This window comes from Agrococcus beijingensis (genome assembly GCF_030758955.1).
Lineage (GTDB): Bacteria > Actinomycetota > Actinomycetes > Actinomycetales > Microbacteriaceae > Agrococcus > Agrococcus beijingensis.
Genome location: NZ_CP132360.1, coordinates 352,614 through 365,004 on the forward strand (window position 1 = coordinate 352,614; position 12,391 = coordinate 365,004).

15 protein-coding genes are annotated in these 12,391 nt (G+C 72.3%); 13 read left to right on the plus strand and 2 right to left on the minus strand.

Annotated features, from left to right (window positions below; genetic code table 11):
* Window positions 1-30 precede the first annotated feature (30 nt).
* Window positions 31-441 (plus strand): nucleoside-diphosphate kinase, encoded by a 411-nt coding sequence (ndk, locus tag Q9250_RS01575; RefSeq protein ID WP_306232823.1) that lies wholly within the window; start codon window positions 31-33, stop codon window positions 439-441.
* Window positions 442-516: 75 nt separating this feature from the next.
* On the opposite strand, the gene Q9250_RS01580 is transcribed toward ndk, so the two are convergent.
* Complete coding sequence (locus tag Q9250_RS01580) at window positions 517-1,134, minus strand: vitamin K epoxide reductase family protein (protein WP_306232824.1); 618 nt, start codon at window positions 1,132-1,134, stop codon at window positions 517-519.
* 39 nt (window positions 1,135-1,173) lie between these two features.
* Here Q9250_RS01580 and leuE point away from each other — a divergent pair, with 39 nt between their 5' ends.
* Window positions 1,174-1,857 carry a leucine efflux protein LeuE gene (gene leuE / locus Q9250_RS01585; protein WP_306232825.1) on the plus strand — a complete coding sequence of 228 codons (684 nt, stop codon included), beginning with the start codon at window positions 1,174-1,176 and terminating at the stop codon, window positions 1,855-1,857.
* 193 nt (window positions 1,858-2,050) lie between these two features.
* A complete protein-coding gene (locus tag Q9250_RS01590; RefSeq protein WP_306232826.1) occupies window positions 2,051-4,735 on the plus strand; it encodes an Rne/Rng family ribonuclease in 2,685 nt (894 codons plus the stop codon).
* Between the two features lie 36 nt (window positions 4,736-4,771).
* Here Q9250_RS01590 and Q9250_RS01595 read toward each other — a convergent pair whose 3' ends face one another.
* Window positions 4,772-5,041, minus strand: coding sequence for a DUF4031 domain-containing protein (locus Q9250_RS01595; RefSeq protein ID WP_306232827.1), 270 nt, complete (start codon window positions 5,039-5,041; stop codon window positions 4,772-4,774).
* 154 nt (window positions 5,042-5,195) lie between these two features.
* Here Q9250_RS01595 and rplU point away from each other — a divergent pair, with 154 nt between their 5' ends.
* The 10 genes from rplU to rsfS all read left to right on the plus strand — a co-directional run bounded on the left by rplU (window position 5,196) and on the right by rsfS (window position 12,287).
* A complete protein-coding gene (rplU, locus tag Q9250_RS01600) occupies window positions 5,196-5,504 on the plus strand; it encodes a 50S ribosomal protein L21 (RefSeq protein ID WP_306232828.1) in 309 nt (102 codons plus the stop codon).
* A 12-nt stretch (window positions 5,505-5,516) separates the two neighbouring features.
* The gene (rpmA, locus tag Q9250_RS01605; RefSeq protein ID WP_306232829.1) at window positions 5,517-5,774 is read left to right on the plus strand and encodes a 50S ribosomal protein L27; all 258 of its coding nucleotides are present in this window, start codon (window positions 5,517-5,519) and stop codon (window positions 5,772-5,774) included.
* Window positions 5,775-5,849: 75 nt separating this feature from the next.
* Window positions 5,850-7,382 carry a GTPase ObgE gene (obgE, locus tag Q9250_RS01610; RefSeq protein WP_306232830.1) on the plus strand — a complete coding sequence of 511 codons (1,533 nt, stop codon included), beginning with the start codon at window positions 5,850-5,852 and terminating at the stop codon, window positions 7,380-7,382.
* Entirely contained in the window at window positions 7,379-8,152 is a 774-nt protein-coding gene (proB, locus tag Q9250_RS01615; RefSeq protein WP_306232831.1) for a glutamate 5-kinase, read from the plus strand. Before obgE ends, proB begins: the two co-directional genes overlap by 4 nt.
* Window positions 8,153-8,159: 7 nt before the next feature.
* The gene (locus Q9250_RS01620; RefSeq protein ID WP_306232832.1) at window positions 8,160-8,594 is read left to right on the plus strand and encodes a GNAT family acetyltransferase; all 435 of its coding nucleotides are present in this window, start codon (window positions 8,160-8,162) and stop codon (window positions 8,592-8,594) included.
* An 88-nt stretch (window positions 8,595-8,682) separates the two neighbouring features.
* A complete protein-coding gene (locus Q9250_RS01625) occupies window positions 8,683-9,930 on the plus strand; it encodes a glutamate-5-semialdehyde dehydrogenase (RefSeq protein WP_306232833.1) in 1,248 nt (415 codons plus the stop codon).
* Window positions 9,931-9,973: 43 nt separating this feature from the next.
* Window positions 9,974-10,156: a hypothetical protein gene (locus tag Q9250_RS01630; protein WP_306232834.1), complete on the plus strand. Its 183-nt coding sequence runs from the start codon at window positions 9,974-9,976 to the stop codon at window positions 10,154-10,156.
* 10 nt (window positions 10,157-10,166) lie between these two features.
* Window positions 10,167-10,763, plus strand: coding sequence for a nicotinate-nucleotide adenylyltransferase (gene nadD, locus Q9250_RS01635; protein ID WP_306232835.1), 597 nt, complete (start codon window positions 10,167-10,169; stop codon window positions 10,761-10,763).
* Window positions 10,760-11,884 (plus strand): hypothetical protein, encoded by a 1,125-nt coding sequence (locus Q9250_RS01640; protein WP_306232836.1) that lies wholly within the window; start codon window positions 10,760-10,762, stop codon window positions 11,882-11,884. Before nadD ends, Q9250_RS01640 begins: the two co-directional genes overlap by 4 nt.
* A 16-nt stretch (window positions 11,885-11,900) precedes the next feature.
* Window positions 11,901-12,287, plus strand: coding sequence for a ribosome silencing factor (gene rsfS / locus Q9250_RS01645; protein ID WP_306232837.1), 387 nt, complete (start codon window positions 11,901-11,903; stop codon window positions 12,285-12,287).
* The last annotated feature ends 104 nt before the right edge of the window (window positions 12,288-12,391 follow it).

Consider the following 12,391-nt stretch of genomic DNA (forward strand, 5'->3'; position numbering starts at 1 on the left):
CGAGGGGCGGCGCTCGGTAGGCTGGCAGCCATGCAGACCACCCTCGTCCTCATCAAGCCCGACGGCGTCCAGCGCCAGCTCACCGGCGCCATCCTGGCCCGCATCGAGGCGAAGGGCTATCGTCTCACCGACCTGCGCCTGGTGCAGCCCGACCGCGCCCGCCTCGAGGAGCACTACGCCGAGCACCAGGGCAAGCCCTTCTTCGAGCCGCTCGTCGAGTTCATGATGTCGGGCCCCTCGGTGGCGATCCGCCTCGAGGGCGACCGCGTCATCGAGGGCTTCCGCTCGCTCGCCGGCACCACCGACCCGACGACCGCCGCGCCCGGCACGATCCGCGGCGACCTCGGCCGCGACTGGGGCCTCAAGGTGCAGCAGAACCTCGTGCACGGCTCCGACTCCGAGGAGTCGGCAGAGCGCGAGCTCGCGCTCTGGTTCGCCTGAGCCGACGTGGTCTGACCGACCCGGACGACGAACGGCGCGGCTCCCGACAGGGGCCGCGCCGTTCGTCGGCAGACGCTAGAACGCGAAGAGGTAGCGGGGGATGCCCGGCAGCACGATCATGATCGTCACCACGACGACCACCGCGAGCGCGAGCGACAGGACCCATCCCCATGACGAGAAGCGCGCGGCGGTGCGCCTGAGGCCGGCGGGTGCGGGGATCGCGCCGGCGCCGAACGCCCAGACCCAGAGCGGGAACGACATCGTGTACATCGCCATCCACACCAGGAAGCACCAGGGGCAGACGAAGCCGAGCACGAACACCGACTGCTGCGCGAGGAAGAGCACGATCGCCATGCCGCCGAGCACGCCGATCGAGAAGGTCGTCCACACCCAGCGCGGCATCGCGACGCGGCCGAGCGTGAGCGCGCCCATGATGATCGGCGCGGGGAAGGTCATGAGCCCGAGGAACGGGTTGGGGAAGCCGAACAGCTCGCCCTGCTCCGACTCGATCGCGCCCGAGCACGAGAGGAAGGGGTTCAGGTCGCAGCTGAGCGCCTCCTCCGGGTTGAGCAGCAGCTCGATGCGCTCGACCGAGAGCGAGAACGAGCCGAGCAGGCCGAGCAGGCCGGTCACGATGAGCACCACGCCGAGCCAGATGGGCGCGGCGATGTGGGCGGGACGAGTATCAGACATGGTGCCTCCTGACGGTCATCATGTCAGCCCGGAGCACGCGTGAGCTTCGACGCGGCGACACTCACAGCCTTCACATTGGGCGCGATCGCGATCGTGCTGCTGCCCGGCGCCAACAGCCTCTTCGTCGCGACCACCGCGCTGCGCGCAGGCCCGCGCGCCGGCTTCGGGGCGATGTCGGGCGTCTTCCTCGGCGACGCGATCCTGATGGTGCTCGCGGTGCTGTCGGCGCAGGCGCTGTCGGCGAACCCGATCGTCTACCTGGCGCTGACGTGGGCGGGCGCGCTCTACCTCTGCTGGCTCGCGCTCGGGCTGGTGCGCAGCGCCGTCGCGCGCATCCGCGCGAAGCTGCGCGACCGCGCCGAGCCCGAGCCGACCGAGAGCCCGATGAGCCCGGCGACGGCGCCGAACCCGATCATCGCGCAGCCGCGGCTGCGGCCGTTCCGGACGGCACTGGTCACGAGCGTGCTCAACCCGAAGGCGATCCTGTTCGTCGCATCCTTCTTCGTGCAGTTCATCGACCCCGGTTCGGCCACGCCCCTGGTCGACGTGCTGGTGCTCATGCTGATCCTCGAGCTGCTCTCGGGCGCCTACCTGACGGTGCTGGTCGTGGTGGGGGCCCGCATCGGCCGGAGGGTCTCGCCGCACGGCTGGCCGGCGATCGTCGGCACGCTGCTCGCGGCCGCCGCCTTCGTCGCCCTCGCCGTGCGCGTCGTGCTCCCATGATCGGCGGCGCACAGGTGGGGTAGACTCCTGCCCAGCGCGCCCGACGGGCGCACCACAGGTTTTCCGGGTGGCATCACGTAGCCCGGGCCGCCCCCGAGAGGGGGTGCCAGGACGAAGGCTTCGCGCCGGGGCGAGCCCCGCCGCGACAGAGATTGCGACCGGCGACGCCGGTTGCGGCAGGAGTGCGCCAGCGATGGCTGACAACGAGACGAACCTCCACGACGAGGCGACCAGCACCGAGACCCAGGCCGTCGAGGCTCCGGTGGAGGACAAGCCCAAGCGCAAGCGCGTGTCGACCCGGCGCAAGGCGGCGGCTCCCGTCGACGATGCGGCGGCGGAAGGGGCGGATGCGTCGGCAGAGCCGAGCGCGCAGGCCGGCGTCGCAGACGCCCCGGCCGAGGCGGCCGCTGAGCCCGCCGCTGCGGCCGACGACGTCGCCGGTGCGGCAGCGGCCGTCGAGGCCGCCGCTGCGACCGACGCCGAGCAGCCGGCAGCGTCGGCCGAGGCGGCGGAGCCGGAGCCTGGCCAGGAGCCCGGCCTGACCGGCCCGACCGAGGCGACGGCCGCTGCCGAGCTCGAGCCCGCGCCCGCCGACGACCCGCTGGCCGCGGCGCGGCAGCTGCCCGCGATGCCCGCCGGCCCCTTCGGCCTGCTGTTCCACGCGCCCGACCTCGCCGCGCTGCCCGCCCTGCCCTCGCTGCAGGACGACCGCGATGACGACGACGACGATGACGACGACGACGCGCAGGGCGGCTCCCGCTCGACCTCGCGCCGCTCGCGCTCCCGGTCGCGCTCGCGCCGCAGCGCCGACGACGAGGACGACAAGCCGCTCATCACCGAGCCCCAGAAGGTGCGCGGCTCGACGCGCCTGGAGGCGAAGCGCCAACGCCGCCGCGAGGGCCGCGACGCGGGCCGCCGCCGCACCGTCGTCACCGAGACCGAGTTCCTCGCCCGTCGCGAGGCCGTCGAGCGCCAGATGATCGTGCGCTCGAAGCACGACCGCGTGCAGCTCGCCGTGCTCGAGGACGGCGTGCTCGTCGAGCACTACGTCGCGAAGTCGTCGGAGTCGAGCCTGATCGGCAACGTCTACCTCGGCCGGGTGCAGAACGTGCTGCCGAGCATGGAGGCCGCCTTCGTCGACATCGGCAAGGGCCGCAACGCCGTGCTCTACTCCGGCGAGGTCGACTGGGATGCGGCAGAGCTCGAGGGCCAGCCGCGCAAGATCGAGCTGGCGCTGAAGCCGGGCGACACGGTGCTCGTGCAGGTCACGAAGGATCCCGTCGGCCACAAGGGCGCACGCCTCACCAGCCAGATCTCGCTGCCGGGCCGCTACCTGGTCTCGGTGCCCGGCGGCTCGATGAACGGCATCTCGCGCAAGCTGCCCGACACGGAGCGCGCGCGCCTCAAGAAGATCCTCAAGCAGGTGCTGCCGGAGGGCGTGGGCGTCATCGTGCGCACCGCGGCCGAGGGCGCCACCGAGGAGCAGCTGACCGACGACGTCGAGCGCCTGACGCGCCAGTGGGAGCGGATCCAGCAGCAGCGCCAGACGGGCACCTCGCCGCAGCGCCTGCACGCCGAGCCCGACCTGCTCGTCAAGATCGTGCGCGACGTCTTCAACGAGGACTTCGGCAAGCTCGTGATCCAGGGATCCGAGGCGCTCACCACGATCCGCGACTACCTCGAGTCGATCGCTCCCGACCTGCTCGACCGGGTCGAGGCATTCGACGGCAGCGACGACCCGTTCGACCGCTTCCGCATCTCGGAGCAGATCGACAAGGCGCTCGACCGCAAGGTGTGGCTGCCCTCCGGCGGCTCGCTCGTCATCGACCGCACCGAGGCCATGACGGTCGTCGACGTGAACACGGGCCGCTTCGTCGGCGCCGGCGGCAACCTCGAGGAGACGGTCACCAAGAACAACCTCGAGGCGGCCGAGGAGATCGTCCGGCAGCTGCGGCTGCGCGACATCGGCGGCATCATCGTGATCGACTTCATCGACATGGTGCTCGAGTCGAACCGCGACCTCGTGCAGCGCCGCCTGATCGAGTGCCTCAGCCGCGACCGCACGAAGCACCAGGTGGCAGAGGTGACGAGCCTCGGCCTGGTGCAGATGACGCGCAAGAAGCTGGGCCTCGGCCTGCTCGAGTCGTACTCGGAGCCCTGCGACGTCTGCGCCGGCCGCGGCGTCATCGTGCACCACGAGCCGGTCTCGCGCTCGCAGCGTCAGCAGCAGCAGCAGGAGAGCGGCAACGGCGGTCGCCGTCGTGGCCGCGGCGGCAAGCAGAACGAGCAGCAGCCGCAGTCCGAGCAGCACCAGCAGCACCAGCAGGCCGGCGGCGCGCACGGCGGCACGCACGCGATCACCGAGGACCTCCGCAAGGGCCTCTCGCAGATCGCGGCGGCGGCCAAGGGCAAGCCGGTCGAGGGCGAGCAGCAGCCGGCCGCGCAGCCCGAGACGGCCGAGGTCGAGCAGGCTGCCGAGGCTCCGCAGCGCGATGGCCAGCGGGATGGCCAGCGCGAGGGCCAGCGCGAGGGCCAGCGCGGCGGTCGAGGCCGCGGCGGCCGCGAGGGCCGCCAGCAGCGCGGGCAGCAGTCCGAGCGCGGGCAGCAGCCCGAGCGCGAGCAGCCCACGGGCATCGTCACGCCCTCGCGCGCGGCGGTCGAGTCGGTCGCGGCCGAGCCGGTCGTGACCATCCTCGACATCCCCGTCGAGCCGAAGCGCGACCTGCCGACCCAGACGGCGACCGAGCGCGACCTCGACGGCCTGCTCGGCGGCGCCCTCGACGCGCTCGCCACGCCGGCACCCGGCACCGGCCGCGCTGCGCGCCGGTCGCGCCGCGCCTCCTCCGGCGTCATCACGGCGAAGCCCGAGGACGCCTGAGCTCAGTGCAGCGATGATCGAGCGGGACCGGCACGGCTATCCGTGCCGGTCCCGCTCCTTCACGCGCAGGCCGCTCGCGATGAGCCGCCGCACGAGCTCCTTGGGCGGCACGTGCTCCGCGCCCCTGGCGATCAGGTCGGGGATGCGCGACTCCGGCACGTCGTAGTGGTCGTGGTCGAAGCCGCGCGCGGGCAGCCCGGCGGCGCGCGCGAAGGCGTGCAGCTCGTCGAGGCTCGCGTCGCTGATCAGGTGCGCCCACATGCCGCCGTGCGCCGGCCAGAGCGGGTCGTCCACCAGGATCGCCATCCGCCCACGGTAGCGGCGCGCCGCGCAGGCGCCTATGTTGACCGACGCCTCAGATGCCGTGTATCGTTGTTCGCTGGCGCAAGTCGCGGAATAGCGCGCGCTACAAGCTTCGTCCCGGCTGGGCCGGGAGTCGTTCCAACAGTGAGGATCCAACGTGGTGTACGCAATCGTGCGCGCCGGCGGCCGGCAGGAGAAGGTCGAGGTCGGCACCGTGCTCGTCGTCGACCGCATCGCCGGTGACGACAACGGCAACGTCGAGCTCGCCCCCGTGCTGCTCGTCGACGGCGACAAGGTGACGACCGACGTCGACGCCCTCGCCAAGGTCAAGGTGACGGCCGAGGTCGTGACCGACCTCCGCGGCCCGAAGATCCGCATCCAGCACTACCGCAACAAGACCGGCTACAAGCGCCGCATGGGCCACCGCTCGGAGCTCACGCGCCTCAAGGTCACCGAGATCAAGTAAGGGGTCGAAGACATGGCACATAAGAAGGGCGCATCGTCCACCCGCAACGGTCGTGACTCGAACGCGCAGTACCTCGGCGTGAAGCGTTTCGGCGGCCAGGTCGTCAAGGCCGGCGAGATCCTCGTCCGCCAGCGCGGCACCCACTTCCACCCCGGCGCAGGCGTCGGTCGTGGCGGTGACGACACGCTGTTCGCCCTCGAGGCAGGCGCGGTCCAGTTCGGCCAGAAGGGCGGCCGCAAGGTCGTCAACATCGTCGCAGCTGCCGAATAAGCAGCGCGAGACAGGCATCCCGATGAACGGGGCGGGCTTCGGCTCGCCCCGTTCTCGCATCGACAGGAGAGAACCATGGCGACATTCGTCGACCAGGTGACGCTGCACCTGAGCGCCGGCAACGGCGGGCACGGCTGCGTGTCGGTGCGCCGCGAGAAGTTCAAGCCGCTGGGCGGCCCCGACGGCGGCAACGGCGGCAACGGCGGCGACATCGTGCTCGTCGCCGACCCGCAGGTCACCACGCTGCTCGGCTACCACCGCGCCCCGCACCGCTCGAGCGAGAACGGCCAGCCGGGCCAGGGCGACCTCAAGGCCGGCACCACCGGCCACGAACTGCTGCTGCCGGTGCCCGTCGGCACCGTCGTGCGCGACGCGTCGGGCGAGCAGCTGGCCGACCTCACCGAGCCGGGCATGCGCGTCGTGGTCGCCGAAGGCGGCCAGGGCGGCCTCGGCAACGCCGCCCTGTCGAACACCAAGCGCAAGGCGCCCGGCTTCGCGCTGCTCGGCACCCCCGGCGGCGAGGGCGACATCACGCTCGAGCTGAAGACCGTGGCCGACGTGGCGCTCGTGGGCTTCCCCAGCGCCGGCAAGTCGAGCCTGGTCGCGGCCATGTCGGCCGCCCGGCCGAAGATCGCCGACTACCCCTTCACGACCCTGCACCCCAACCTGGGCGTCGTGGAGTCGGGCCAGACCCGCTACACGATCGCCGACGTGCCGGGTCTCATCGAGGGCGCCAGCGAGGGCAAGGGCCTGGGGCTCGAGTTCCTGCGGCACGTCGAGCGCTGCTCTGCCCTCCTGCACGTCATCGACTGCGCCACGCTCGAGCCGGGCCGCGACCCGGTGAGCGACCTGAAGGTCATCCTCGGCGAGCTCGCCGCCTACCCGGTGCCCGAGGGCCAGACGCCCCTGCTCGAGCGCCAGCAGCTCGTCGCGCTCAACAAGATCGACGTGCCCGAGGCGGCAGAGCTGGCCGACTTCGTGCGCCCGGAGCTCGAGGCGATGGGCTATCGCGTGTTCGAGATCTCGACCGTCGCCCACAGGGGCCTGCGCGAGCTGTCGTTCGCGCTGGCCGACATCGTCGAGGCCGACCGGCTGGCGAAGTCGGCTGAGCCGGTCGGCGAGCGCATCGTGCTGCGCCCGCGGGCGATCGACGACCAGGGCTTCAAGGTCAAGGTCGAGGGCTCGCACGCCGGCCCCATCTACCGCATCCTGGGCGCGAAGCCCGAGCGCTGGGTCGCGCAGACCGACTTCCGCAACGACGAGGCCGTCGGCTACCTCGCCGATCGCCTCGCGAAGCTCGGCACCGAGGATGCGCTGCTCAAGGCCGGCGCGGTCGCGGGCGCGACCGTCGTGATCGGTCCGGGCGCCGGCATCGTCTTCGACTGGGAGCCGACGATCGCGTCGGCCGCCGAGCTGGTCGGCAACCGCGGCACCGATCCGCGCCTCGACCGCAACGACCGGCGCACGACCACCGAGCGCCGCGAGGAGTACAAGCGCCTCATGGACGGCAAGCAGGCCGCGCGCGACGACCTCAAGGTCGAGCGCGACGCCGGCGTCTGGACCGACGACGAGGGGTTCGAGGTCCAGCGCTGGGACGACGAGGGATGACGAGCCTCGACCTCGCCGCCGGCGAGCGGGTCGTCGTCAAGGTCGGCTCGTCGTCGATCTCGGGCGAGCGGCGCGGCCAGATCGAGCCGCTGGTCGACGGTCTGGCGCGGCTGCACCGCGCCGGCGAGGTGATCCTCGTCTCCTCCGGCGCCATCTCCACCGGCATGCCCTACCTGGGCCTCGACGCCCGACCGGTCGACCTGCCCATGCAGCAGGCTGCCGCTGCGGTCGGACAGAACGTGCTGATGAACCGCTACCAGCGCAGCCTCTCGCGGCATGAGCTGGTGGCCGCGCAGATCCTGCTGACCGCCTCCGACATGGAGATGGATTCGCACCGGGTCAACGCGAAGAACGCGCTCGAGCGGCTGCTCGAGCTGCGCATGCTGCCGATCGTCAACGAGAACGACACGGTCGCCACGCACGAGATCCGCTTCGGCGACAACGACCGGCTCGCCGCGCTCGTCGCCCGGCTGGTGGGCGCCGACCGGCTCATCCTGCTCTCCGACATCGAGGCGCTGCGCACGGCACCGCCCGACGAGCCCGGCTCCGAGCCGATCGGGCGGGTCGCCTACGGGGATCCCCTCGAGGGCGTGCGCCTCGGCGCGAGCGGATCCCACATCGGCTCCGGCGGCGCGATGACCAAGGTCGACGCCGCCCGCCTCGCCGCCGACGCCGGCGTGCGGGTGACCGTGACGGCCACGCCGCTGCTCGACCGGCTCGTCTCGGGGGAGCGGCTCGGCACCGAGTTCGAGCCGAACCCCTCGCCGTAGCGCTGACGTGGCGGCGCTCCGGTCGTTGACGGCCGCCGACGCGGATGCGGCGGTCGCGCTATGGGAGGCCGCGGGGCTCACGCGGCCATGGAACCCGCCGCACACCGACTTCGACCGCGCGATCGCCGGCCCCGACTCGGCGGTGCTCGGCCTGCTCGACGCCGACGGCATGGTCGGCACGGTCATGGTCGGCCACGACGGCCATCGTGGCTGGATGTACTACCTCGCCGTCGCGCCGGAGTGCCGTAGGGAGGGTCTGGGCCGGATGCTCGTCGAGGCTGCGGAGGCGTGGATCGGCGAGCGCGGCATCGTCAAGGCGCAGCTGATGGTGCGCGCCGACAACGCCGACGCGGCCGGCTTCTACCGGGCGCTCGGCTACCAGCTGCAGGACGCCGCCGTGCTGGGCCGCAGGCTCGACGGCGCCGCCCGCCCGACTGGCTGACGCGACCCACCGCATCCGCCCAGGATCACGATCCGTCCTGTGCCGTCGTGACGCGACCAGCGCATCCGTCGCGGCCTAGGATCGAGGCATGGCCGATGACTTCGAGACGCTGCTGACCGAGTCGAAGCGCGCCTCGCGCGCCCTCGGCATCGCGCCTGCAGAGCGCCGCCACGCGGCCATCGAGGCGATCGCCGACGCGATCGAGGCGTCGGCCGATCGGATCCTGGAGGCCAACGCGGAGGACCTCGAGCGCGGTCGCGCCGCGGGTCTCGCGAGCGGCCTGCTCGACCGGTTGCTGCTCGACTCCGGCCGCATCACCGGATTGGCCGCCGCCGCTCGCGCGCTCGCCGCGCTGCCCGACCCGGTCGGCGAGCACCTGCGCGAGCGCACCCTGCCGAACGGCCTCGAGCTCACCGAGGTGCGCGTGCCGTTCGGCGTGATCGGCGTCATCTACGAGGCCCGCCCCAACGTGACCGTCGACCTCGCGTGCATCGCGCTCGGCTCCGGCAACGCGGTGGTGCTGCGCGGCGGCTCGGCGGCCGAGCGCACCAACGCCGTGCTCGTCGACGCCATGCAGGCGGCCATCGACGGGGCCGGCCTGCCGCGCGCCGCCGTGCAGACGATCGACCGTTTCGGCCGAGACGGCGCGGGCCGCCTCATGCGCGCGCGGGGGCTCGTCGACCTGCTCGTGCCGCGCGGCAGTGCCGCGCTCATCGAGCGGGTCGTCACCGAGTCGACCGTGCCCGTGATCGAGACCGGCGCCGGCGTCGTGCACGCCTTCGTCGACCGCGACGCGAGCCTGCCGATGGCGCTCGAGATCATCCTGAACGCCAAGACGCAGCGCACGAGCGTCTGCAACGCGCTCGAGACGGTGCTCGTGCACCGCGACATCGCCGACGCGGCCGTGCCAGCGCTCGCCGAGGCCCTGCGCGGCGCCGGCGTCACGATCCACGCCGACGGCCCGCTGCCGGGCGTCTCGGCCACCGAGCCGCTCGGCGAGGGCGGCTGGTCGACCGAGCACCTGTCGATGGATGTCGCCATCGGCGTGGTCGACGACCTCGACGCCGCGATCAACCACGTCAACACCTACGGCACGCACCACACCGACACGATCGTGACGGGTGACGCCGATGCGGCTGCGCGATTCCTCGCCGAGGTGGACTCCGCGGTCGTCATGCACAACGCATCCACCCGCTTCACCGACGGCGGCGAGTTCGGCTTCGGCGCCGAGGTCGGCATCTCGACGCAGAAGTCGCACGCGCGCGGCCCCATGGGCCTGCCGGAGCTGACGAGCACCAAGTGGATCGTGCGAGGCACGGGCCAGGTGCGCGCCTGACCTCCGCCCGCCGCGCTAGGCTGGAGTCGGATCGGAGGCACCCATGACCCACCTGCTCGTTGCTGCCGCAGAGGCCGGCGCGGCCGGCGAAGAGTTCGCGCCGTACATCGCCGGCGCCATCACGGCCGCCGTCTTCATCTTCGCCGCCGTCGTGCTGCGCTCCTTCCGCGACGTGGCACACCGCTCCACCAGGGGTGGCGACGCGCACGGGTCCGATCACGCCTGATCGCCCGGCGGTGCCGGCACGTCCGCGTCGCCTGGGCATCATGGGCGGCACGTTCGACCCGATCCATCACGGCCACCTGGTGGCCGCGAGCGAGGTCGCGCACCACTTCCAGCTCGACGAGGTCGTGTTCGTGCCGACCGGTCAGCCGTACCAGAAGCGCAAGGTGTCGCCCGGCGAGCACCGCTACCTGATGACCGTTGTCGCGACGGCGTCGAACCCGAGCTTCCGGGTCAGCCGCGTCGACATCGACCGCGACGGCCCGACGTACACGATCGACACGCTGCGCGACGTGCACCGGCTGCATCCCGACGCCGACCTCTTCTTCATCACGGGGGCGGATGCGTTCACCTCGATCGTGGAGTGGAAGGACGCGCAGGAGCTCTGGGACCTCGCGCACTTCGTGGCCGTCACCCGGCCGGGACATGAGCTCAACGTGTCGGGATTCCCGAAGGAGCGCGTCTCACTGCTGGAGATCCCCGCACTTGCGATATCCTCGACCGATTGCCGTGCGCGCGTTCGCGCCGGCTACCCGGTCTGGTATCTCGTGCCAGACGGAGTTGTCCAATACATCAGCAAGCACGACTTGTACCGGAGACTGACAGCATGACCGATGCGAACGAAGGGCGCCCCCTCACGCGGCGGCAGCTTCGCGAGCTGGAGCGCGCTGCAGAGCTGGCCCGCACCGGCGGGCTGCCGTCGGCGCCCGAGGCAGAGGCCGACGCCGAGCGCCTGATCGACGAGCCCGTGCACGAGGGTCGTCATTCGACGCCCAGCGTGCCTGCGGCTCCCGCCGACATCCAGCAGAGCGAGCCCGCCGCTGCGCCGGCCGACGAGGCGCCCAAGCCCACTGGCCGCTTCTTCGGCCGCAAGAAGCAGCGCGGCGACGCCCCGGCTCCCGAGCCCGCCATCGAGCTCACCGAGACCGTCGCGATGGATCGCGTCGAGCTCGACCAGGCCATGGGCCTCGACGTCATCGAGGCCGAGGTGACCACGCCCGACGAGCCCAGGGCCTCGGTGCCTGCGCCGTGGTCGGCGCGCCGCTCGACCGTGCAGGTCGATGACGTGCAGGGCCTCGACACCGTCAGCGATGACGAGATCGACAGCCTCGAGATCGACGAGGTCGTCGTCACGCAGCCGCGCGTCTCCGCGCACCGCGTCGCCGAGGCGACGCCGGCAGAGCTCGAGGATCGCCGCAGGGCGCTCGAGGCCGAGGAGGAGTCCGCGCCGACCGGCCCCAGCCGTGCCTCCGGTCGCCTGCCCGTGATCGTCAACGTCGTCTCCGACACGTCCGAGCACCACATCGCCGACCTGCGCGACCGCGGTGTCGCCGGCAGCGGCGGCTCGTCGTCGTCGTCGTTCACGGCGAACGCGCTCGTGCTGCCCGCCGGCACCGACAACCCCGACTTCCAGCTCGAGGGCGACGACGGACTGCTCGTCACCGGCTCGATCGACGTGCCCGAGGGCTTCGCGTCCTCCGGCCGCGGCAGCGCCTCGATCGACGGCAGCGACGTCGACTCCGACGTCGCCGACGGCGAGGTCTCGACCCCCGAGACGGCGCCCGTGCGGGCTTCGAAGGCCGTCTCGTCCTATGCCAATGCGCGCGTGCAGATCGCACCGCAGAAGCAGCGCACCAACTTCATGCCCGTCGCGATCGGCGCGGGTGCTGGCGTGTTCGTCGCCGGCGTCGCCGGCGTGATCATCTGGGCACTGACGAGCGGCGCGCTCTGAACACCGGAGGTGCGCGATGAGCGCCGATGCCCGAGCCATAGCGCTCGCACGAACCGCAGCGCTGGCTGCCGACAAGGCGCTGGCCACCGACCAGGTGGCGCTCGACGTCTCGGGGCAGCTGCCGTTGACCGACGTCTTCCTGATCGCCACCGGCCGCAACGAGCGGCAGGTCAGCGCGATCGCGCGCGAGATCGAGGATGCCCTGATCGTCGACGGCGCGAAGCCGGTGCGCCGTGAGGGCCGCGCCGACGGCCGCTGGGTGCTGCTGGACTTCAACGACATCGTCGTGCACATCTTCCACGAGGAGGAGCGCACCTACTACCAGCTCGAGCGGCTCTGGCGCGATGCCGCGGTCGTCGACCTGCAGCTGCCCGAGGCGCCCGCGCCGGCGCAAGCCGAGTAGGCCGCACCGCCACCCGAAGCCCCCGCGAATGCGGGGGCTTCGTCGCGTCCGGCACCCCCGCGCTCGCGCGGCCCAGTCGCCTGACTGGCGCCGTGCGTGCCTGA